Consider the following 17,535-nt stretch of genomic DNA (forward strand, 5'->3'; position numbering starts at 1 on the left):
AATGCTCCGGTGGCCACCACGTCCTCCTCGCCCCCGCCGTCGCCGTCGCCGTCGCCGCAGCCCAGGCGGATGCGGGCCGACGCCCAGCGCAACCGGGCCCGGATCCTGGCCGCCGCCGAGCAGGTGTTCGCGGCGGCCGGCCCGTCGGCCTCGACCGAGGACCTCGCCGAACTCGCCGGAGTGGCGATCGGCACCGTCTTCCGGCACTTCCCGACGAAGGCCGCCCTCATCGAGGCGGTGTTCGTGTCCCGGCTGCGGGAGCTCACCGCCTACGCGCGGGAGATGGCCGCCGCCGAGGACGTCGACGCCGGCTTCTTCGCGTTCTTCACCGAGGCCGTCCGGCAGTCGTCGGTGAAGCACGCCTTCACCGACGCCATCGACTCCGGCGACGAGGCGATGGCCGCAGTGTGGGCGGCGATCGCCTCCGCCGGTGTGGACCTGCGCGACGCCGTCGGTGAACTGCTGGTCAAGGCGCAGCGGGCCGCAGCGGTACGCCCGGACGTCGCAACGCCCGAGCTGATCGGGTTGATGATCGGCACCGCGCGGACCCTGGAACACGTCGGCCCGGATACGGCGGGTCAGCAACGAATCCTCGCCGTCCTGCGCGACGGGCTGAAGCCCCAGCCGGGCCCAGCGCAGTCAACGTAGTCTTTAGTGGACATCCACCCCGACACCGCCGGTGCCGCGTGGTTGCCGGTCCGGCCTAACCTGCCGGTGGGGCGTGCCGGCGGGCTGTGATCCGGTTGAATCGTTGAACGAGGTGAGTGAAGGCATCGGAGAGTTCGTCGGGGCCGACGACTTCGATGTCAGCGTCGTATCGGGCGATGGCGGCGGCCAGGCTGGGCCAGGACCAGGAACCGAGGGTGAGCTTGCAACGGTCGGGGCCGATCTCCTCGATGTGCCCGTCGCGGGTGTAGTTCGCCACGGTGGCGGCGGGCAGATCGAGGATGACCGTTCCCTGACAGGGCCACCCGGCCAAGGTGTCGCCGGAGCCACGGAAGCTGCTGTGACGTAGCTGACGACGTCTCCTCCTGGCACCGTGCGGGGCGTGAACCGTGGCCCGTTGGGTGTGCGCAGAGCGATCCGGTCGATGCGGAAAGTGCGCCAGTCGTCGCGGTCGAGTTCGAAGGCGACGAGGTACCAGCGGCCGTCCCAGGTGATGACGTGGTGCGGTTCCGCCCGGCGGGGAGGCTTGTCTGTGCTGTCCGCGCCGTAGTCGAAACGCAGGATCTCGTGCGCCTGGGCGGCCGCGCTGATCGCCGTGAGCACCTGCCCGTCCACCGGAGCGGCAGGCCGGCGACTGGGCCGGTCGACGGCGGTGACCTGCACCGCGTCGATGCGGTGTCGCAGCCGGGCGGGCATGACCTGACGGATCGTGTTCAGCGCGCGGGCAGCGTCCTCGGCGACGCCGCTACCCCTGGTGGTCGCGGCGATCTGCAGGGCGACGGTGAGAGCGACGGCCTGGTCATCGTCGAACAGCAGCGGGGGCAGGTCTGTGCCGGCGCTGAGCCGGTAGCCGCCGTCGGGTCCCTTGACCGCAGCGATGGGATAGCCGAGGTCACGGAGCCGGTCGATGTCGCGGCGTACGGTGCGCAGGCTGACGCCCAGGCGTTCGGCCAACGCCGTGCCGGACCAGTCCCGGCGGGCCTGCAGGAGCGACAGCACTGCCAGCAGTCGAGCTGAGGTTTTCGGCACGTCACCGATTCTGCCCCGGGTAGGTGCCACAACCTGGCACCTACCGCTGCGAATCTTGGTCCGAACCGGCCAGCCGCCGGCTCGCACATAACCGCCAAGGAGTTCACAGCATGAGCATCTCCACGACCACCCACCTGAACTTCCGCGGCGACGCCCGTGCCGCGCTGAAGTTCTACCAGTCCGTGTTCGGCGGCCAGCTCAACGTCGTGGCGTACGGCGACTTCGGCATGCCGAAGGAGTTGCCGGACGCGGACAAGGTCGTCTTCGGCCAGGTCACGGCCGACAACGGCTTCAGCATCATGGCCTACGACGTGCCCAGCCAGGCACCCGCCCCGACCGCGCCGGCCCCCACCGCGCGCGAGCACGGCATGACCCTGACCGGCGACCGGTTCTTCGTCTCCGTCCGGGGTGAGACCGCCGAGGAGGTCGCCGCCCTCTGGGACAAGCTCGCCGACGGCGCCGACATCATCGAAAAGTACGGGCCCTCGCAGTGGGCGCCGGGCTTCGGGATGCTGACCGACCGCTTCGGCGTCACGTGGATTCTCGACGTCGCCGCCCCGTACGCCGGCTGAGCCACACCACTTCACCCCAGGGCGGCAGACCGGCCGCCCTGGGTCCGCCTCGCCTTTTCGTCCACCAAGCATCGGACGCCGGTAGCGACCTAATCGACCCGCCGATGCCTACGGCGGTGACGGCGAAACCGAACGCATGCTGTCGGACCGCAACGGCAACCCGCCGTACCTGCCACTTTCACCGGCGATAGCGTGCGTAGAGATCGATTCCAGCGCAGGTGCCGGCAGCCAGTGGGAACAGGAACATGCCCAGTGGCAGGTCGGTCGAGAACGACGCGATGCCGAAAACCACCAGGAGGACCGCCGAGGCGATGACGACGATCCAGTCCAGAATGGCCATGATCATTAACTATGCCGATCGGAGTCGTGCTCAGGGCCGGAGCCGCGACGGGTCAACCCGCGGAGCCGGTAGCGCACCTTGTGCACCCGCATGCCCAGTGCGGCGCCGGGATTTCCACCGGCACGGTAGGCCTGCGCGCAACGGTCTGCGAGCGCAGCGGCGGCGCGATACTGTCCGGTGCCGGCGACCTGATGGCACATGACCTCCAGCGACTCGGCCAGTTCTGGCAGGTAGTGGGCCGGATCCCGGTCAGCAAGACGGTGATATATCTCGATGGCCTCCTCGACGGTGCAGATGGCCCGATCGATCTGTCCAGTCTCGCGGAGCGTCATGCTCAGGTTGTGCAGCGCCGATGCCAGGTCGGCCAAGTAGGTGTCGGGCTCTCGATCGGCAAGGAGCCGGGCGATCTCCACCGCCTCTTCGATGCTGGCGAGCGCTTCGGCGTGCAGTCCTGCGGTCGTCAGGTGGTGATTGAGGTTGTACAGCGACGTGGCCAGGCCGGGGAGGGCTGCCGGGTCGGCTTCGGCTGCCTGCCGGCGGATGGCGACCGAACGCTCGGTCGCCGCCCGCCCCTCTTCGGCCCGACCGCACTCCAGCAGGAGCAACCCGAGCTGGTTCAGCGCCCGGGGCAGCGTCTCGTCCGGCTCCGGTAGCGGCTCGGCGAGCGCGACAGCCTCCTTCATCACCCGCAGTGCTTCCTCGCGGCTACCGGATGCGGCCGCCAACCTACTGAACGTGTGCAGCCCATCAACGAGCTCGGCGACGAACTCTGGGTCGTCGCCAGGCACCCGCCTGGCCGAGTCGATTGCCGCCTCGGCCAGCATGACGGCCTCGGCGTACCGGTGCACCTGCACGAGCGCGATCCCGCGCGCGAGCTGGACCGACGCGGCGGTTTCGGGTGGATCGCCGACGACCGGCCCGCCGGTCAACCGCAGAATGTCGGCCAGTGGCCTCTCCTCCGCCGAGGATCCAGAGGCGACCATTCATCGATGGTTGCACGGTGGGTCGACGCGACGCTAGTACGGCAGCCGCCATTAGGGCTGTGACCAGGTAGGACGCGTTGGCAGGGTGGTGCAACGTAGACGCAGCCGCCTGTTGATCATGTGTTTGTGAGGACTACAAGATCGAAGGCGGCTGCTGCTGCCAGGGTAGCGGCCGACCGCGCTGAGCGCGCACGGGCCGAGCTGTTGGAGCGAACGCGGTCCTGTTTCGTCCAAGTGCGGACGTGGCTGCACGCGGGCCGGTACGTGTCGGCGCTGGTCAGCAGGATGCCGAAACGCAACGGGTGGACCATCGCCGAGCATGTCGGGGATGCCACGCCGGACCGGACCCAGCGGTTGTTGAACAGGGCGGTGTGGGACACCGAGGGTATGGCGAGCCAGGTACGGCGGTACGCGGCGGCCGGGTTGGACACCGCTGCCGGCCGTCGGCGGCGGCGTGGGCTGGCGGTCGGGGCGTTGGACGAGACCGGGCACCCGAAGCAGGGCACGGCGACGGCCGGGGTGAAACGGCAGTACATGGGCTGCGCCGGTCGGGTCGCCAACGGCATCAACACGGTCCACCTGGCCTATGTGCGGGAACGGACCGGGCACGCCCTGGTCGCAGCCCGGCAGTGGATCCCCGCCGAGCAGATCACCGACCCGGACACCGCCGCGCGGACAGGGCTGCCGACGGACACGCAGTTCCGCACGAAGGGCCAACTCGCGATCGACCTGTGCACCCACGCCTACTACTCCAGCCGGGGATGTTGACCTTGAGGTCTATTCACAGGCGATCCTGTAGAAGTGCAGCCCGATGGCACAGGAGATCGTTTCTGTGAAGGTCGCGAGCGGTCTGCGGTAGTCGGTGTGCAGGATTCTCCAGGTCTTCAGATTCGCGATGACCTGTTCGACGACCCAGCGGATCTTGTTGACCTGCCTGTTGTATTCCTTCTGCCACTCTGTGAGCTCGCCGCCCTTGGGCTTCTTGTACGGGGTGATCATGTCGTTGCCGACGTATCCCTTGTCGCCGATCCAGCCTGCAGGATTCAGGCTGACGAGAACACCGGTGTCGTTGATCGCGTACGAGTCGTGGTGGTTGCCGGTGACGGGATCGGAGACCCAGACGAGCGCGCCGTCGAGGGTGCAGGCGACCTGGACGCTCATGCCCGTGGTCTTGTGCTTGCCGGAGTACAGACAGCGGTCCGTGCGCCATGACCAGCAGGGGAACAGGGTGCCGTCGACGATGTACTGGACGGTCGGGTCGAGCTCGTCGGCGGTCGGCACGAACCCCGCCAGCACGCGGTCGAGGACCGGGGTGATGGCGGTGACCGCCCGTGAGATCGTCGACTGGGAGACGCCGTGCGCCTCGGCGATCTCCGCTTGGACGCGGTTGCGCCGCATGTAGGTCAACGTGACCACGAGGGCGCGGTAGAGGCCGAGGATCGGTGGCCACGGTTCCATGCCCAGGTTCCGGCATTCGGCGCGGACCAGCACGCAGAGGTCGCGGATCTGATCGGTCGTGAAGCCGGTGGTATGATACATGTTCGGCGGTCCGCTTTTCTTTGGTTGTTGTGTGGTAACTCCATCCTATGGGAGGGCGGGCCGTCTCATTTATCAGGGGGTCCACTGTGGGCTATCGAGGCCCTGCTGAATAAGCCTCCTTGGCTGAGCTGCGGTCTGGTGCGGTGCGGGAACGGGTGCAGCCACCGTCGATCATGGGCGGTTGTGTGGACTGACCATGACGCGGCGGTGGCTGCGGGATACAGGGTAGACGCCCGCCTGTGGCAGGTGTTGTTCGACGACCTGATGGTGATGATCGGGCGTCGTTTCCGCAGGCCGGAGCCGCGCCGCCGGGTGCGTGACTTCGTCCGGGGCCTGCTGGCGCCGATACCGTCGAAGAACTGTTGGACGATCGCGGAGCATGCCGGGGACACCAGCCCGGACGGGATGCAGGATCTGCTGACCCGGGTGCGCTGGGACGACGCCGCCGTCCGCGCCGATGTCCGCGAGTTCGTGGGCCACCACCTCGGTGACACCGAGGCGGTGCTGGTCATCGACGAGACGGGGGACCTGAAGAAGGGCCGGCACACCGTCGGCGTGCAGCGGCAGTACTCCGGCACGGCCGGGAAGATCGAGAACTGTCAGGTCGCCGTGCACCTCGTCTACGCCACCGACGACGTTCACGCGATGCTCGACACCGCGCTCTACCTGCCGACGTCCTGGTGCGACGACCCTGGCCGCCGCGCCGAGGCTGGCGTCCCCGAGCAGGTCCGGTTCGCCACGAAGCCGCAACTGGCGTCGCGGATGATCACCGCGGCGGTCACCGCCGGACTGCCGTGTCAGTGGGTGGCCGGCGACGAGGTCTACGGCGGCGATCCGCGCCTGGCAGCCGAACTCCGTCAGCTGCGACTGGGCTACGTCCTGGCCGTGGCCTGCTCCCACCAGGTGACCACCAATGTTGGCGTCCACCGCGTCGACGCCCTCGCCGCCGGCCTTCCCACTACCGCCTGGCATCGGATCTCTGCGGGCAGGGGCGTGAAAGGCCACCGCTGGTACGACTGGGCATTCATCGCACTGCCACACGCCGCCGACACCCACAGCGGGCGCCACTGGCTGCTGATCCGCCGCAACCGCAGAACCGGCGAGCTGGCCTTCTACCGCTGCTGGGCACCCCACACCGTCCCGCTCCGCAGCCTCGTCGCCGTCGCCGGCCGCCGCTGGAAGATCGAAGAATCGTTCCAGGCCGCGAAGACCGGCCTCGGCCTGGACCAGCACCAACACCGCCGCTGGACATCCTGGCACCGCTGGACGACCCTGGCGATCCTCGCCCACGCCTTCCTCGCCGCCGCGACCACACGCCGCAGCCGCCCCGACCCGGCCGGGTTGATCGCACTGACCGTCAACGAACTACGTCACCTGTTCAACGTCCTGATCATCGAACCCACCCGCCGCCACCGCGACCCGCTGCTCTGGTCCATACGCCGACGCCGCCACCAGGCGCGAGCCAGAACCAGCCACTACGCCCGACAAGCACTCACCGAGCCATGATCACGATCCCCGGCTGGAGTACTACGCCGACGAGCTGACCTTCGACGTGATCTGCGGTGACGAGGTGTACGGCGGCTGCACCGAACTGAGGGAGTTCCTCGAAGCCCGTGGGCAGGCGTACGTGCTGCGGGTCGCCTCGACGTGCGTGATCCAGACGCCGTCCGGTGACAGGCTGACCTGCGCGCAAGCCGTTACGGAACCCGCCGGCAGGCGCGGTCGTGGCTGGCAGGTCCGCTCGGCCGGTGCCGGGTCGAAGGGACACCGCTGGTACGCGTGGGCATGGATCGCCACCGCCTCACCCCGCCACCACCTCCTCGTGCGCCGTCACCTGGCCACCGGCGAACTGGCGTTCCACTACTGCTTCGTGCCCGAGGGGCAACCGGTGGTCGTGTCGCGGCTGGTCCGCGCCGCCGGGCTGCGGTGGCCGGTCGAGGAATGCTTCGAGTTCGGCAAGGACCACTTCGGCCTGGACCAGTGCCAGGCCCGCCTCCACGACGCGATCGCCCGGCACACCGTACTGGTCATGGCCGCTCTCGCCGTCTGCGCGGTCACCGCCGCGCGGTTGCGCCACCGCACCGACAGCCAGGCACCCCCACCGGTCACACCCGACCAGCCGCCACCGGCCGAGCCCGGACTGATCCCACTGACCGTGCCCGAGATCGGACGGCTTCTCGCCGACGTCCTCCACCACCCACAACCACCCGACCACGCCCTCAACTGGCTGACCTGGCGACGACGACACCAGGCCCGCGCCCGCTGGTTCCACCAACGCACCCGCCTCAACCGCGAATACGCCCTGGTCAACTAGCAAATGGCGGCTGCCGTACTAGCTAGGGAGCAGTATGTATCCAGCAACAGTTCCACCCGCCACGATCAACCTCGAAAACGATTCGGCATTCATGGCAGATCCATTTCCCGCGTTCGATCGATGGGCGCAGAGTTCCCCCGTCCACCGCGCCCGAACGCCTGATGGCAGCACGGTCTGGTTGGTTACCCACTACTTGGACGTCAAGGCGGCGCTATCGGACAGGCGACTGTCCTTGAACAAGGCCAACTCCCGTACCGGCTACCGCGGATACACTCTCCCGCCGGCCCTGGATGCCAACCTGCTTAACCTCGATCCGCCTGATCACACCCGCCTACGTCGCCTGGTGTCCCAAGCCTTCACCGCCCGGCGAATGGCGAACCTGCGACCCCGAGTACAGGAGATCACAGACGATCTCCTCAACGCCATCGCGCGCGCAGGTCGAGCCGACCTGATCGCTGGCCTGGCCGCACCACTGCCGGTCACGGTGATCGGCGAACTCTTGGGCGTACCTGTCGCCGAGCGGCAAGCATTCCGTACCTGGACTACGACCTTGATTAGCTCGCAAGACCCAGCCCGGGCTGCAGCGGCCGTCGTTGACATACAGCGGTACCTCAGCGATCTGATCGCTACCAAACGCATCACCCCCGGTGACGACCTGCTAACTGCAATGATCGCAGCTCGTGACGAGGACGATCGGCTAAGCGAGGACGAACTGACCTCTCTGGCATTCCTCGTCCTCTGGGCCGGATACGAAGCTACCGTCGACCTCATTGGCAACGGACTACTCGAACTATTACGCCGGCCAGGCCAGATAGCTCTCTTGCGAACCCAGCCAGCCCTAGTGGTAAACGCCGTGGAAGAGCTTCTGCGCTATACCGCGCCGAATCCGTATGCCATCCGTCGTTTCGCCACTGAGGACCTTGTGGTTGGCGGACAAACTATATCCGCCGGCGACAGTGTGCTCCTGTGTCTTGCGTCTGCTCATCGTGATCCCGAACAATTCCCCGAGCCCGACATCTTGAACGTAACTCGTTCAAACATCGGCCATTACGGCTTCGGCCACGGCATCCACTATTGTCTGGGTGCGCCGCTAGCGCGGTTGGAGGCGGAAATCGCCATCGGCACAGTGCTGCGCCGCTTCCCGGCGCTCGCCTTGGACGATTCTGATCCACCACGGTGGCGTTCGTCGTTCCGTAGTCGCGGCCTGCTGTGTCTTCCTGTCGTACATGCAGTAGACGGCTCGCGCAAGGGGGAGGCATCGACTTGATGCTGCCACGTCGGCCGTTTACTAGGGGATCGGGACGGGCGCGGCTTCCACCGTCGGCTGTAGGTCGCAGGCTTCTTCTTGGCAGAAGTGGCTCAAACGGTTTCGCCGTCCTCGACTTGATCACGGCTGTCGCGCCTGACCCCTTCGAGGACTCGGCGCCTCTGCCGGTACGGGAGCTTCACTCAGCTCGACACTGGGCGAAGGCGCGCGCCATCTCGCTGCGGCGACGTGTCAGTACCCGGTCCATGGAGCTGCGACTGAGGTGGGCAGGTCTACTCGGCGGCGTAGTGGGCTCATGCCGAGGATCGCCCAGCACAGTACAAGCAAGATCATCATGATCCACATGGTGGGGCGTAGTCCGATCACGGAACCGAGGAAGCCGCCCAGCAGCGCGCCCAGGGGGATGGCGCCGTAGTTCACGAACATGGCGGTCGATACCACCCGGCTGAGCAGATGCGGCGGGGTGTAAGTCTGGCGGAAGCTCGCTGAGATCACGCTACAGACCATCACGCCGGTGGCGAGCAGGAACGACCCGACGACGAACAGCACGAGCGTCCAGTCGTTGGCGGCCATCGGCAGCAGTAATCCGAACGGTGAGGCGGCCAGGTGGCTGAGCAGGATGCCGCGGGCCGTGCCCAACCGTGCGCAGAGTGGTCGGGCGACGACGGCACCGAAGATGCCGCCGAGAGCGCCTGCGCTGACGAGCAACCCGGCGATACCGGGCGCGACGCCCACCTCGCGGACGAGAAAGATCACGAGCACCGATTGGTAGCCCAGCAATGCCAGGTTGGCCGTGGAGCCGAACGCGGTGAGGGTGCGCAGGTACGGGTCTCGGACAATGAAGCGGAGACCCTCGGCTACGTCCCGCCGCAGCGACGGGCGTTCGGTTACTTGTGAGTCTGGGCGCTGTGGCGAGGTCCTGATCAGGGCGAGTGCGAGCGTGGCGAGCACGAAGGTGAGGGCGGTGACCAGCAGGCCGGCGACCGCGCCGACCCACTGGGCGAGCAGGCCGCCGACGCCAGGGCCGGCGACCTGGGCAGCGGAGGCGCTGCCCTGGAGCTTGGCGTTGCCCTCGATGAGGTCGCCCGGTTCGATCAGTTCCGGCAGGAAGACCTGATAGGCGGTGGTGAAGAACACGGATGCGATCCCGACGAGCAGCCCGACCGCGAGTAGGTGCGCCACGGTCAGCACGCCCAGGGCCGCGGCGAGCGGCACACTGGCGAACGCGCTGGCCGATACGATGTTGCACACCAGCATGACCGTCCGGCGTGGCATCCGTCCCACCCAGACCCCGACCGGCAGCCCGATCACCAGCCATGGCAGCCACACGGACGCGGTCAGCAGGCCGATGGTGAACGCGCCCGCGTGCAGCTCGACGATGGCGACCAGCGGCAGCACAACCGTGGTGACGCTGCTGCCGAATTTGCTGATGGTCTCGCCCAGCCACAGCAGCCGGAAGTCGCGATGCGCGAGCAGCCCCCAGCGGGCGGGTAAACGTTCGGCCCCGGTCCTCATGGCGTCACAGGGACGGTGTGGGCGAAGGCCAGCACAGGCTCCCGCTTCCGCCCGTCGTCGGGCACCTTCCGGTCCGCCCAGCGGGTGAGGACCTCGGTTAGCTCCTCGGCCAGCTGCCGGGTTTCATTGGCGGTCAGCCGCAGCCACGTCTCAGCAGAGACCGCGCACCCCTCGTGCCATGCGGCGTCGTATCGGTCGCGGTCGATGAGCCATTGGCGCAGGAACGCCATCTGCCGGTCGACCATCAACGCGCCCGCAGCGTGCGCAACCGCTTCCGAGGACGCGTCGCCGGCGAAGTCGCCGCGGCTCCATCGCACGTCCGCCGTGGCAAGCCGCCACCACCGCTCCCGCCGGTTCTTGGCCAGCTCCGGTGCCTCCTCTATCAGCTCGGCTGTTGCCAGCACGCGCAGGTGATGGCTCACGTTGCCGACGGCCTGGCCGGTCGCCTCGGACAGCGTGCTCGCGGTGGCGGGTCCGTCCAGTTTGAGCAGATCGAGCAGCCGCTGCCGCACGGGATGGGTCAGCGCCGCGAGGGCTTGGACGTCCTTGATCTGCCGCGTCGAATAAGAGTCCATGTCGCATCTTAACAACTGCTCTTGTGAAAGAAAAGATGTACAAGAGCTCTCGTGGGATGGAGGAGGGGGCATGTGTAAGGCTGACTACTGGTCGTCATGTGGCACCGTGTAGCCCGATCTGGGGGCACCTTCGCCGAAGCGACGATCTCCCGACCCCGGGAGCTGGCCCTGATCTTGCGCAGCGGCATGAGAGTTCATCGTCTGGCCTCACGTCCCACCTGCGGTCGCGAATTTCAGCGATGCGCCGGACCGCTGCGTCGGTGGCACAGCCTGCAGCGGGACTCGGCGGCGAAGTCCACGCCGATCGCCCGCGACCGTAGGCGGGCCTTCCTGTCGACAGCGGACTGGAAGTCTCAGCGGGTCGTCGACACTTGCATCCCCGGTAGGCCAGACCCGCAGCCGCCAGCTGCCTGCAGCCCGGGGAAGGCAGGGGAAGCCGGTGACATCGGAAGCCGGCAGTGCTCCGCGCCGCGCAGCGTTCGTCTGGTCAGATGCCGAAGGACAAGGGGTCCGGGGCGCGAAATGGGAGGCCGGGAGGAAAGGCCGACGACGGCGCGCGCCGTGATCCTCTTGGGGCAAGGATCAACCGGGTGGCGCACGCCGTCGTCGGCGGCACGTGGGCTGCAAAGGCGACGGGGCCCGGACTTTCCCGCGCTCAGCCGTGCATCGTCGTCGACCCGTGACAGGGAAGCAGCCGGGGGCGGCGTGCCCGGTCGCCGTCACGAGCAAACCTAGTACGGCAGCCGCCATTAGGGCTGTGACCAGGTAGGACGCGTTGGCAGGGTGGTGCAACGTAGACGCAGCCGCCTGTTGATCATGTGTTTGTGAGGACTACAAGATCGAAGGCGGCTGCTGCTGCCAGGGTAGCGGCCGACCGCGCTGAGCGCGCACGGGCCGAGCTGTTGGAGCGAACGCGGTCCTGTTTCGTCCAAGTGCGGACGTGGCTGCACGCGGGCCGGTACGTGTCGGCGCTGGTCAGCAGGATGCCGAAACGCAACGGGTGGACCATCGCCGAGCATGTCGGGGATGCCACGCCGGACCGGACCCAGCGGTTGTTGAACAGGGCGGTGTGGGACACCGAGGGTATGGCGAGCCAGGTACGGCGGTACGCGGCGGCCGGGTTGGACACCGCTGCCGGCCGTCGGCGGCGGCGTGGGCTGGCGGTCGGGGCGTTGGACGAGACCGGGCACCCGAAGCAGGGCACGGCGACGGCCGGGGTGAAACGGCAGTACATGGGCTGCGCCGGTCGGGTCGCCAACGGCATCAACACGGTCCACCTGGCCTATGTGCGGGAACGGACCGGGCACGCCCTGGTCGCAGCCCGGCAGTGGATCCCCGCCGAGCAGATCACCGACCCGGACACCGCCGCGCGGACAGGGCTGCCGACGGACACGCAGTTCCGCACGAAGGGCCAACTCGCGATCGACCTGTGCACCCACGCCTACGCCGACTTGAGGTGTACCAAGGATCTTGGACATGTCCTCCGAGTTGAGAGGATGGATCCATGTCCGAGCAACGTCGTCGATACAGTCCGCAGTTCAAGGCCGAGGCTGTGCAGATGGTCGTCGAGACCGGTAGACCGATCGCCGCGGTGGCCCGTGATCTGGAGGTCCACGAAGCCACCCTGGGCAACTGGGTCAACACCTGGCGCCGTGAACACGCCACGCCCGTACCGCCGCACACCGACCGGACCGAGGACACCCGTGTGAAGGAGATGGAAGACGAGATCCGCCGCCTGCGGATGGAGAACGAGTTCCTGAAAAAAGCCGCGGCCTTCTTCGCCCGGACGCACCCGTAGCCCTGCGGTGCGCGGTGATCGACGCGGAGAAGGCCACCTACCCGATCGCCTGGATGTGCCGCCTGCTGGGCGTGCCCCGCTCCACCTACTACGCCTGGCGGGAACGCGCCGAGACGGTCACCGCCGCCCGACGTCGGACCCTCGCCGACCACGTGCGGCGGGTCTTCGACGCCTCCCGGGGCACCTACGGCTGCCGGCGGGTGACCGCCGCGCTCAACCGCAAGGGTGTCGCGTGCAGCGTCGGGCTCGTCGCCGACCTGATGCGCGAGCTCGGCCTGCGGGCCTGTCAACCCAGGGCGTACAAGCGGACCACGGTGCCCGGCCGGGACCCGGTCACCGCGAAGGATCTGATCGACAGGGACTTCACCGCCGACACCCCGGGCACCCGCCTGGTCGGCGACATCACCTACCTGAGGACGGGTGAGGGCTGGCTGTACCTGGCCACCGTCATCGACCTGGCCACCCGGATGGTCGTGGGCTGGCAGACCGCCGAGCACATGCGCACGAGCCTGGTGGTCGACGCCCTGGCCATGGCCATCCGACACGGCCACGTCCGCCCGGATGCGGTGTTCCATTCCGACCGGGGCGCGCAGTACACCTCGGCCAGGTTCGCCCGCCACTGCGCCGACAACCAGGTGCGGGTGAGCGTGGGACGTACCGGTGTCTGCTGGGACAACGCCGCCGCCGAATCGTTCTTCGCCACCATGAAGAACGAGATGTACCACCGGGAACGCTTCGACACCCGTGCCCGCGCCCGGTTCGCCGTCGCCGAGTACATCGAGGTGTTCTACAACAGACAACGGCTGCACTCCAGCCTTGACTACCGCACCCCGGCCGAAGCCCTCACCGGCTACCAGGCCCTGATAGCCGCCTGACCAGCAAACCTACGAAGACCTGTCCAAGATCCTTGACACAGCCCACGGCTTCTCGCCGACGTCCTCCACCACCCACAACCACCCGACCACGCCCTCAACTGGCTGACCTGGCGACGACGACACCAGGCCCGCGCCCGCTGGTTCCACCAACGCACCCGCCTCAACCGCGAATACGCCCTGGTCAACTAGCAAATGGCGGCTGCCGTACTACCCGAAGATCAACAACGTCGGATCTACGATGCCTTCCACCTCGAACTGCGCTATAACGCCCACCGGCGCGACGTCACCATCCGCGTCAGCGTCACTGGCGAGACGGCGCCCACCCTCGCCGCCACCATCGAGACGATCATGAGCGAGCACCCACAAACACAGGAGACGGGGTCCGAGGCAGATGCCTCGGACCCCGTTGAAGTTGTCGCGGATGCTCTGCGTGCCCCCGGCAGGATTCGAACCTGCGACACACGGTTTAGGAAACCGATGCTCTATCCCCTGAGCTACGAGGGCGCGAGGGCCCAGTCTAGCGACCTGAGGGCTCACCTCAGGTGGCAGGGATCGCCCACGTTCACCCACGTCACCCGGACCTGGGTTCGCGCAGCCCAGGGTCACAGCTCGAGCACGTGAAACCCGGGTGAGACGACGGGGCTGTGGTGACCCGCGTCGGCGCCGGTTCACCCGGGCCGGCATCCGCTGACGAGCACACCTCGCTCGGCGCAGACGGCTGCTGGTCGAAGGTGCGCTCGCTGCTGACGGACGCGGTCCCTGGCTACTCCGGCGTGTCCTTCGTCGAGGATCTTCTGACTGATGTCGATGCAAAGCATCGTGAGGCGGCAAATCTGGTCGGGCCGGGGTCGATGTACGCCTTGGCGGAAGGCCGCGGGATAATCGCCCAGCGTAACGGTGGTGGCGTGATCAGAATCTATTATGCGGTTCAGGGCGATGAGAGCTGGGCCAGCAGGTTCGTGGAGCCCACCGACCCGGGTGGCACTCGCCAGCGACTGCTGGAGATCTTCCACGACTTCGCGCCCGGCCTCCGCGCGCTGATCGGCGAGGGTGAAGGGCCCCTGGTTCCGCGCCCGATCAACGCACTTCCGGTGGGGCTGAGGTGGGCGCGTACCGCCGGCGTGACCCTGCTCGGCGACGCGGCGCATGTGATGTCCCCGTTCGCCGGGCAGGGAGCGAACCTCGCGCTGCTCGACGCCGCGGATCTCGGTGCCGCGTTGGCGGAACACTCCGACGTGGAATCCGCGCTTACCGCGTACGAAGCCGCGATGTTCTCCCGTGCCGAGGCGGCCGGCCGGGCGTCGGCGGACAATCTCGTCGCCAGCTTCGCCCCCGACGCGCCGCAACAACTGGTCGACCAGGCCAGGACCTGGATGCAGCGAAAGTCCGAAGCGACGGCCCCGCCAAAATGATTGGGCCTGGTCGAGGATGTGTCAGGAACTGACCGCCGCCTCCGTGGCGCTGCCGTGGGTTTGAGCGGCGACCATGGTGACGAGGGTGTCGATCAGCTCTTCGGCGGTGGTGTGCCATTTGTCGCCTTCGAGCTGACCGGTGAGTTCCATGCCGGCGATGCCGTCGGCGCTGGCGAGGAGCAGTGCGGCGTATCGGCGGGCATCGTGCTCGCCGGTCACGGCGGCTACTACTCGCAGGGATTCGTCCTGCGTGGGTTGGGCAACCCGGGCGAACGCGGTGGGATCGCTGGCGGGGCTGCTGAACATCAGACGGTAGAGATGGGGTTGGCGGCGGGCGAGGTTGATGAAAGCGGCGAGGAGGGCCCGCAGCTTTCCGGCCGGTGTCAGGCCCGGGTCTCGGTGGATGGTGCCGATGCGTTTACCGAGCTCGTCCCAGGCCTGGCTGCCGACGGCGATCATGAGGTGTTCTTTGTCCGGGAAGTGCCGGTAGGGTGCTCCACGGGTGACCCCAGCCCGCGCTCCAACGGCACGGAGAGTCACGGCTTCGAGGCCGCCGTGGTCAAGCAGCTCGGCCGCCGCTTCGAGCAGGGCCTGGCGTGTCGCGGCGGCGGTTTCAGCCCGGATCATTCGCTCATCCTATGGCCGGGTTGGAACGTCTTTGCCGACCGTAGCCGAAGGTTGTGGCTACCCGCCCCTGAGGATGCTACGGCCGTTCGGCCAGCGACTCGAGGTGGTCCCCCAGGTTTCGCTCGAGATCGTCGATCCCGATCTGCGCGATGAGTTTGCCGAGGGCCCGCCCTCGCGCCTGGGCGGCAGGTCCCGTGGTGGATCGGGCGGATTCGACGAACGACGCCAGCAGGTGCTCCTCCGGCGGCAAGGTGGAGCGGTTCACCTGGGTCTTGACCGCCGTGATGGCTTGCTTGTCGAAGCTGGCGATACGCCGGGCCACAGCGTCGACGAAGTCGTCGAGTTCGGCGTCGGGGATCGCCCGGGTAACCCAGCCGTACTGCGCGGCGCGGTCCGCGTCGTAGTCCTGACCGGTCAGGAGCACCTCCAGAGCCCGGTCACGGCCGAGGAGGTGGGCCAGTCGTTCGGTGCCGCCGGCGCCGGGGATCAGACCGAAGCCGACCTCGGGCTGGCCGAAGATCGCCTGTTCCCGGCTGGCGTAGCGCAGGTCGAAGGCGGCGGTGTACTCCGCGCCGCCGCCACGGGTACGTCCCCGGATCGACGCGATGCTGACGAACGGTGCGGCAGCCAAGCGTACGCCGAGTTCGACGAACCCGGGCAGAGGTCCGCTGCCGGCCATCGCCGCGACAGCCGGGATCTGCTCGCCGTCGACGTGGTTGACGAAGAATCCCGGCGTTGCGCTGTCGAAGATGACGACGCTGACCGTTTCCTCGCCGCTCAGCCGGTCGACGATGTCGAACAGCTCAGCCATCGTGTCCGCGCCGATCAGGTTGAACGGTGGATTGGCGAAGGTGACTCGACGTACCTTCGACGACTGGTCATCCACTGTGAACTGCTTCATGAAGTTTCCTTTCGCTGGTCGAGTGGCGGAGTGTGGCGTAGGCGCGAGGTTCAGCGGCCGATGGTGGGGGATTGCGCCATTCGCCGGAGTCCTTCTTCCACGGTGATCACCGGCTGATAGCCCAGTCGAAGCCGTGCGCGGGAGATGTCGTAGACGCGGTCGCGGCCCATGAACGAGACGATCCACGGGGTGATCGGCGGCGCGGTGGCGCTGCGACGCGCTTTCGCGACGGCCTGCAAGACCGTGGCCAGCGGTGAGGCGACTGCCAGGGGGACGCTGTTGGCCTTGCTGACGTCGATGCCGCGGGTGGCCAGCAGCGGGGTGAAGAAGTCACGGGCGGGGCGAGGGCTGCCGTCGGTGACGTAGCAGATCAAGCCGTGTTCCCCACGGTCGAGTGCCAGCGTGAGGATGTGGGCGAGGTTGTCGACGTGGCAGAAGTCGACCAGGTGCCGCCCTCCGTCGATCCAGGAGAATCGGCCGGCTTCGACGGAGTCGATGAATCCCTGCAAGGTATGGGTCATGCCCTGGCCCCACAGGAACGGCGGTCGGATGACGACCAGGGAGGTGTTCCCGTGCGGCAGGGCAAGCAGTTCCTGCTCGGTACGGAGCTTCACCCGGCTGTACGCGATGTTCGCCTTGCCCGGGTCGGAGTTCTCGTCGACGGTGTGGTCGTGATTGGTGCCGGTGGAGACACTGGCTGCGGACACCAGGACGAATCGCTTGACCTGCGCGTTCACGGCGGCCTGGTAGAGGGCTCTGGTCGGCAGCAGGTTGCGGTCGACGAAGACCTGGTCGGGCCCCCAGAACGCCATGAAGGCCGCCGCGTGCACCACGGCGTCGACCTCGTCGAGAATCGGTAGCCATGCCTGCCCGCTGCCGGACCTGGTCAGGTCCGACAGGTCACCGCTGACCGGGAGCCCGCCGGCCGATGTGATCGCGTCTGCGGCCGCTGCGGACCGCGCGAGTGCGTGCACAGTGTGTCCGTCATCGACCAGCCGCCGCAGGATTGCTCCTCCGGCGAAGCCCGATCCACCCGTGAGAAAGATTTTCATCGACACTCCTCGACGATTGCGCCGGGCCTACGGCATTCCTGCGGTTCTGACTCCCGCGACCGAGAGCTCC

The 17,535-nt window shown here is 67.7% G+C and carries 15 protein-coding genes, 1 tRNA gene and 5 pseudogenes; 10 read left to right on the forward strand and 11 right to left on the reverse strand.

Annotated elements, in window-relative coordinates:
- Positions 1-9 precede the first annotated feature (9 nt).
- On the forward strand, positions 10-648 hold the full coding sequence (locus ACN28F_RS23510) for a TetR/AcrR family transcriptional regulator (protein WP_289210059.1): 639 nt from the start codon (positions 10-12) through the stop codon (positions 646-648).
- Positions 649-703: 55 nt separating this feature from the next.
- Here the strand turns inward: ACN28F_RS23510 and ACN28F_RS23515 are convergent, their stop codons facing one another.
- The gene (locus ACN28F_RS23515; protein WP_289211158.1) at positions 704-979 is read right to left on the reverse strand and encodes a hypothetical protein; all 276 of its coding nucleotides are present in this window, start codon (positions 977-979) and stop codon (positions 704-706) included.
- A gap of 83 nt (positions 980-1,062) precedes the next feature.
- Positions 1,063-1,782: pseudogene (locus tag ACN28F_RS23520) on the reverse strand (helix-turn-helix transcriptional regulator); the annotation flags it as partial.
- 23 nt (positions 1,783-1,805) lie between these two features.
- On the opposite strand from ACN28F_RS23520, the gene ACN28F_RS23525 reads away from it, so the two are divergent.
- Positions 1,806-2,267: a VOC family protein gene (locus tag ACN28F_RS23525; RefSeq protein ID WP_289210060.1), complete on the forward strand. Its 462-nt coding sequence runs from the start codon at positions 1,806-1,808 to the stop codon at positions 2,265-2,267.
- Between the two features lie 178 nt (positions 2,268-2,445).
- Here ACN28F_RS23525 and ACN28F_RS23530 read toward each other — a convergent pair whose 3' ends face one another.
- Entirely contained in the window at positions 2,446-2,607 is a 162-nt protein-coding gene (locus tag ACN28F_RS23530; RefSeq protein ID WP_289210061.1) for a hypothetical protein, read from the reverse strand.
- A 5-nt stretch (positions 2,608-2,612) separates the two neighbouring features.
- Complete coding sequence (locus ACN28F_RS23535; RefSeq protein WP_289210062.1) at positions 2,613-3,590, reverse strand: tetratricopeptide repeat protein; 978 nt, start codon at positions 3,588-3,590, stop codon at positions 2,613-2,615.
- 126 nt (positions 3,591-3,716) lie between these two features.
- Here ACN28F_RS23535 and ACN28F_RS23540 point away from each other — a divergent pair.
- Positions 3,717-4,337, forward strand: a pseudogene (locus tag ACN28F_RS23540) (transposase); the annotation flags it as partial.
- 30 nt (positions 4,338-4,367) lie between these two features.
- Here the strand turns inward: ACN28F_RS23540 and ACN28F_RS23545 are convergent.
- A complete protein-coding gene (locus ACN28F_RS23545; RefSeq protein WP_421359727.1) occupies positions 4,368-5,129 on the reverse strand; it encodes a transposase family protein in 762 nt (253 codons plus the stop codon).
- Positions 5,130-5,393: 264 nt separating this feature from the next.
- On the opposite strand from ACN28F_RS23545, the gene ACN28F_RS23550 reads away from it, so the two are divergent.
- The 3 genes and pseudogenes from ACN28F_RS23550 (at position 5,394) to ACN28F_RS23560 (ending at position 8,710) form a co-directional block, all read left to right on the forward strand.
- The gene (locus ACN28F_RS23550) at positions 5,394-6,635 is read left to right on the forward strand and encodes an IS701 family transposase (protein ID WP_289211112.1); all 1,242 of its coding nucleotides are present in this window, start codon (positions 5,394-5,396) and stop codon (positions 6,633-6,635) included.
- A gap of 22 nt (positions 6,636-6,657) precedes the next feature.
- Positions 6,658-7,443 (forward strand): annotated as a pseudogene (locus ACN28F_RS23555) (transposase); the annotation flags it as partial.
- Positions 7,444-7,477: 34 nt separating this feature from the next.
- A complete protein-coding gene (locus tag ACN28F_RS23560; protein ID WP_421359729.1) occupies positions 7,478-8,710 on the forward strand; it encodes a cytochrome P450 family protein in 1,233 nt (410 codons plus the stop codon).
- Positions 8,711-8,941: 231 nt separating this feature from the next.
- On the opposite strand, the gene ACN28F_RS23565 is transcribed toward ACN28F_RS23560, so the two are convergent.
- On the reverse strand, positions 8,942-10,225 hold the full coding sequence (locus tag ACN28F_RS23565) for an MFS transporter (RefSeq protein WP_421359730.1): 1,284 nt from the start codon (positions 10,223-10,225) through the stop codon (positions 8,942-8,944).
- Entirely contained in the window at positions 10,222-10,800 is a 579-nt protein-coding gene (locus ACN28F_RS23570) for an ArsR/SmtB family transcription factor (RefSeq protein WP_421359732.1), read from the reverse strand. The genes ACN28F_RS23565 and ACN28F_RS23570 overlap by 4 nt, the downstream gene beginning before the upstream one ends.
- 824 nt (positions 10,801-11,624) lie before the next feature.
- Between ACN28F_RS23570 and ACN28F_RS23575 the strand changes: the two are divergent.
- From ACN28F_RS23575 to ACN28F_RS23585, 3 genes and pseudogenes are all read left to right on the forward strand, one after another.
- Positions 11,625-12,251: pseudogene (locus ACN28F_RS23575) on the forward strand (transposase); the annotation flags it as partial.
- 53 nt (positions 12,252-12,304) lie between these two features.
- Positions 12,305-13,473 (forward strand): IS3 family transposase gene (locus tag ACN28F_RS23580; protein WP_421357131.1). Its coding sequence is split into 2 segments (ribosomal slippage): positions 12,305-12,560 and positions 12,560-13,473, totalling 1,170 coding nucleotides; the frame shifts between segments, so codons are not numbered across the junction.
- Positions 13,474-13,518: 45 nt separating this feature from the next.
- Positions 13,519-13,662, forward strand: a pseudogene (locus ACN28F_RS23585) (IS701 family transposase); the annotation flags it as partial.
- Positions 13,663-13,904: 242 nt separating this feature from the next.
- On the opposite strand, the gene ACN28F_RS23590 reads toward ACN28F_RS23585, so the two are convergent.
- Positions 13,905-13,977 (reverse strand) — tRNA-Arg (locus ACN28F_RS23590).
- A gap of 143 nt (positions 13,978-14,120) precedes the next feature.
- On the opposite strand from ACN28F_RS23590, the gene ACN28F_RS23595 reads away from it, so the two are divergent.
- Positions 14,121-14,885: an FAD-dependent monooxygenase gene (locus tag ACN28F_RS23595; RefSeq protein WP_421359734.1), complete on the forward strand. Its 765-nt coding sequence runs from the start codon at positions 14,121-14,123 to the stop codon at positions 14,883-14,885.
- Between the two features lie 21 nt (positions 14,886-14,906).
- Here the strand turns inward: ACN28F_RS23595 and ACN28F_RS23600 are convergent, their stop codons facing one another.
- From ACN28F_RS23600 to ACN28F_RS23610, 3 genes are all read right to left on the reverse strand, one after another.
- On the reverse strand, positions 14,907-15,512 hold the full coding sequence (locus ACN28F_RS23600; RefSeq protein WP_289210066.1) for a TetR/AcrR family transcriptional regulator: 606 nt from the start codon (positions 15,510-15,512) through the stop codon (positions 14,907-14,909).
- A gap of 76 nt (positions 15,513-15,588) precedes the next feature.
- Positions 15,589-16,413 (reverse strand): enoyl-CoA hydratase/isomerase family protein, encoded by an 825-nt coding sequence (locus ACN28F_RS23605; RefSeq protein ID WP_289210067.1) that lies wholly within the window; start codon positions 16,411-16,413, stop codon positions 15,589-15,591.
- A 50-nt stretch (positions 16,414-16,463) separates the two neighbouring features.
- Positions 16,464-17,465 carry an NAD-dependent epimerase/dehydratase family protein gene (locus ACN28F_RS23610; RefSeq protein ID WP_289210068.1) on the reverse strand — a complete coding sequence of 334 codons (1,002 nt, stop codon included), beginning with the start codon at positions 17,463-17,465 and terminating at the stop codon, positions 16,464-16,466.
- Between the last annotated feature and the right edge of the window lie 70 nt (positions 17,466-17,535).

The organism is Solwaraspora sp. WMMA2101 (assembly GCF_049179175.1).
Taxonomy (GTDB): domain Bacteria; phylum Actinomycetota; class Actinomycetes; order Mycobacteriales; family Micromonosporaceae; genus Micromonospora_E.

Coding starts and splice junctions, on each gene's coding strand:
- ACN28F_RS23525 (WP_289210060.1), top strand. CDS start 1,806: ATGAGCATCTCCACGACCACCCACCTGAACTTCCGCGGCGACGCCCGT.
- ACN28F_RS23530 (WP_289210061.1), bottom strand. CDS start 2,607: ATGGCCATTCTGGACTGGATCGTCGTCATCGCCTCGGCGGTCCTCCTG.
- ACN28F_RS23535 (WP_289210062.1), bottom strand. CDS start 3,590: ATGGTCGCCTCTGGATCCTCGGCGGAGGAGAGGCCACTGGCCGACATT.
- ACN28F_RS23545 (WP_421359727.1), bottom strand. CDS start 5,129: ATGTATCATACCACCGGCTTCACGACCGATCAGATCCGCGACCTCTGC.
- ACN28F_RS23550 (WP_289211112.1), top strand. CDS start 5,394: ATGGTGATGATCGGGCGTCGTTTCCGCAGGCCGGAGCCGCGCCGCCGG.
- ACN28F_RS23560 (WP_421359729.1), top strand. CDS start 7,478: ATGTATCCAGCAACAGTTCCACCCGCCACGATCAACCTCGAAAACGAT.
- ACN28F_RS23565 (WP_421359730.1), bottom strand. CDS start 10,225: ATGAGGACCGGGGCCGAACGTTTACCCGCCCGCTGGGGGCTGCTCGCG.
- ACN28F_RS23570 (WP_421359732.1), bottom strand. CDS start 10,800: ATGGACTCTTATTCGACGCGGCAGATCAAGGACGTCCAAGCCCTCGCG.
- ACN28F_RS23600 (WP_289210066.1), bottom strand. CDS start 15,512: ATGATCCGGGCTGAAACCGCCGCCGCGACACGCCAGGCCCTGCTCGAA.
- ACN28F_RS23605 (WP_289210067.1), bottom strand. CDS start 16,413: ATGAAGCAGTTCACAGTGGATGACCAGTCGTCGAAGGTACGTCGAGTC.
- ACN28F_RS23610 (WP_289210068.1), bottom strand. CDS start 17,465: ATGAAAATCTTTCTCACGGGTGGATCGGGCTTCGCCGGAGGAGCAATC.